This window comes from Mycolicibacter sinensis, assembly GCF_001667945.1.
Lineage (GTDB): Bacteria > Actinomycetota > Actinomycetes > Mycobacteriales > Mycobacteriaceae > Mycobacterium > Mycobacterium sinense_B.
This window is the reverse complement of record NZ_LZJK01000068.1, coordinates 1-1,353: the sequence shown is the minus strand read 5'-3', so window position 1 is coordinate 1,353 and position 1,353 is coordinate 1. Positions and strand designations below refer to the sequence as shown.

Sequence of the window (1,353 nt, the reverse complement as noted above, 5' to 3'; positions counted from 1 at the left end):
GGGTGAGTCCCCTGGGGTGGTGGGGTTTCGGGGGTCGGGGCAGACGGTGCTGGACTTGGTATCGGGTGTGTCGCTGACGGTGTCGGGGTGGGCCATCGCGTAGTGGTCAGTGAGTTACCGACCAAAGTGACTCACAGAAGGACACACGACGCGATGACCCAGGATCATTCTGCATTGCTTGCTCAGCTCGATGCGCTGAAGTCCGCTGATGCCGGCGCGGTGTTCGCCGAGCTGATCCGTGCCGGGCTGCAGCAGCTCATTGAGGCCGAGGCCACTGCTGCGATCGGCGCTGGCCGCTATGAGCGCGCCGCGGGCCGTGCGGTGCACCGCAATGGGCATCGGCCGAAAACGGTGTCGACGACCGCCGGGGACATCGAGGTACAGATCCCCAAGCTGCGGGCCGGGTCGTTCTTCCCGTCGCTGCTGGAGCGGCGCCGCCGCATCGACAAAGCGTTGCACGCGGTGATCATGGAGGCCTACGTACACGGCGTGTCGACTCGCAGTGTCGATGACCTGGTGGCCGCCATGGGTGTCGAATCGGGGGTGTCCAAGTCGGAGGTCTCGCGGATCTGCGCCGGCCTCGACAAAGAGATCGAGGCGTTTCGCACTCGCAGCCTGGGTCACACGACGTTTCCGTACGTCTTCTGCGATGCGACCTTCTGCAAGGTCCGCATCGGGGCGCACGTGGTCTCTCAGGCGCTGGTGGTGGCCACCGGGGTGTCCATCGACGGCACCCGCGAAGTGCTGGGCACCGCCGTCGGTGACAGCGAATCCTACGAGTTCTGGCGTGAGTTCCTGGCCTCGCTGAAGACGCGCGGTCTGGCGGGGGTGCATCTGGTCATCTCCGATGCCCATGCTGGGTTGAAGGCTGCTGTGGCGCAGCAGTTCGCCAACTCGTCGTGGCAGCGGTGCCGGGTGCATTTCATGCGTAACCTGCACACCGCGGTCGCGGCCAAGCACGCCCCTGCGGTGACGGCGGCGGTCAAGACGATCTTCGCTCACACCGACCCGACTGAGGTGGCTGATCAGTGGGATCGGGTCGCTGACACCCTCGCCGTGTCATTTCCGAAGGTGGCGACCATGATGGGCGAGGCCAAGACCGACGTGCTGGCGTTCACCGCGTTCCCCAAGGCGCACTGGCAGAAGATCTGGTCGAACAACCCGATCGAGCGGCTCAACAAGGAGATCAAACGCCGCGCCGATGTCGTGGAGATCTTCCCCAACCCCGCGGCATTCCTGCGCCTGGCCACCGCGGTGGTCATCGAAGCCCACGACGAATGGCAAGTCACCCGCCGCTACCTCTCCGATATCTCCATGGACGAACTACGAGTGGTCATCGCGAAGAAGCACGCG

At 65.0% G+C, this 1,353-nt stretch carries 1 protein-coding gene; it reads left to right on the top strand.

Features of this window, described 5'->3' with window-relative positions; translation table 11 throughout:
• Window positions 1-153: 153 nt before the first annotated feature.
• Window positions 154-1,353 (top strand): IS256 family transposase (locus A5694_RS09265; protein WP_064921546.1); only part of this gene is annotated, 1,200 nt, incomplete at its 3' end.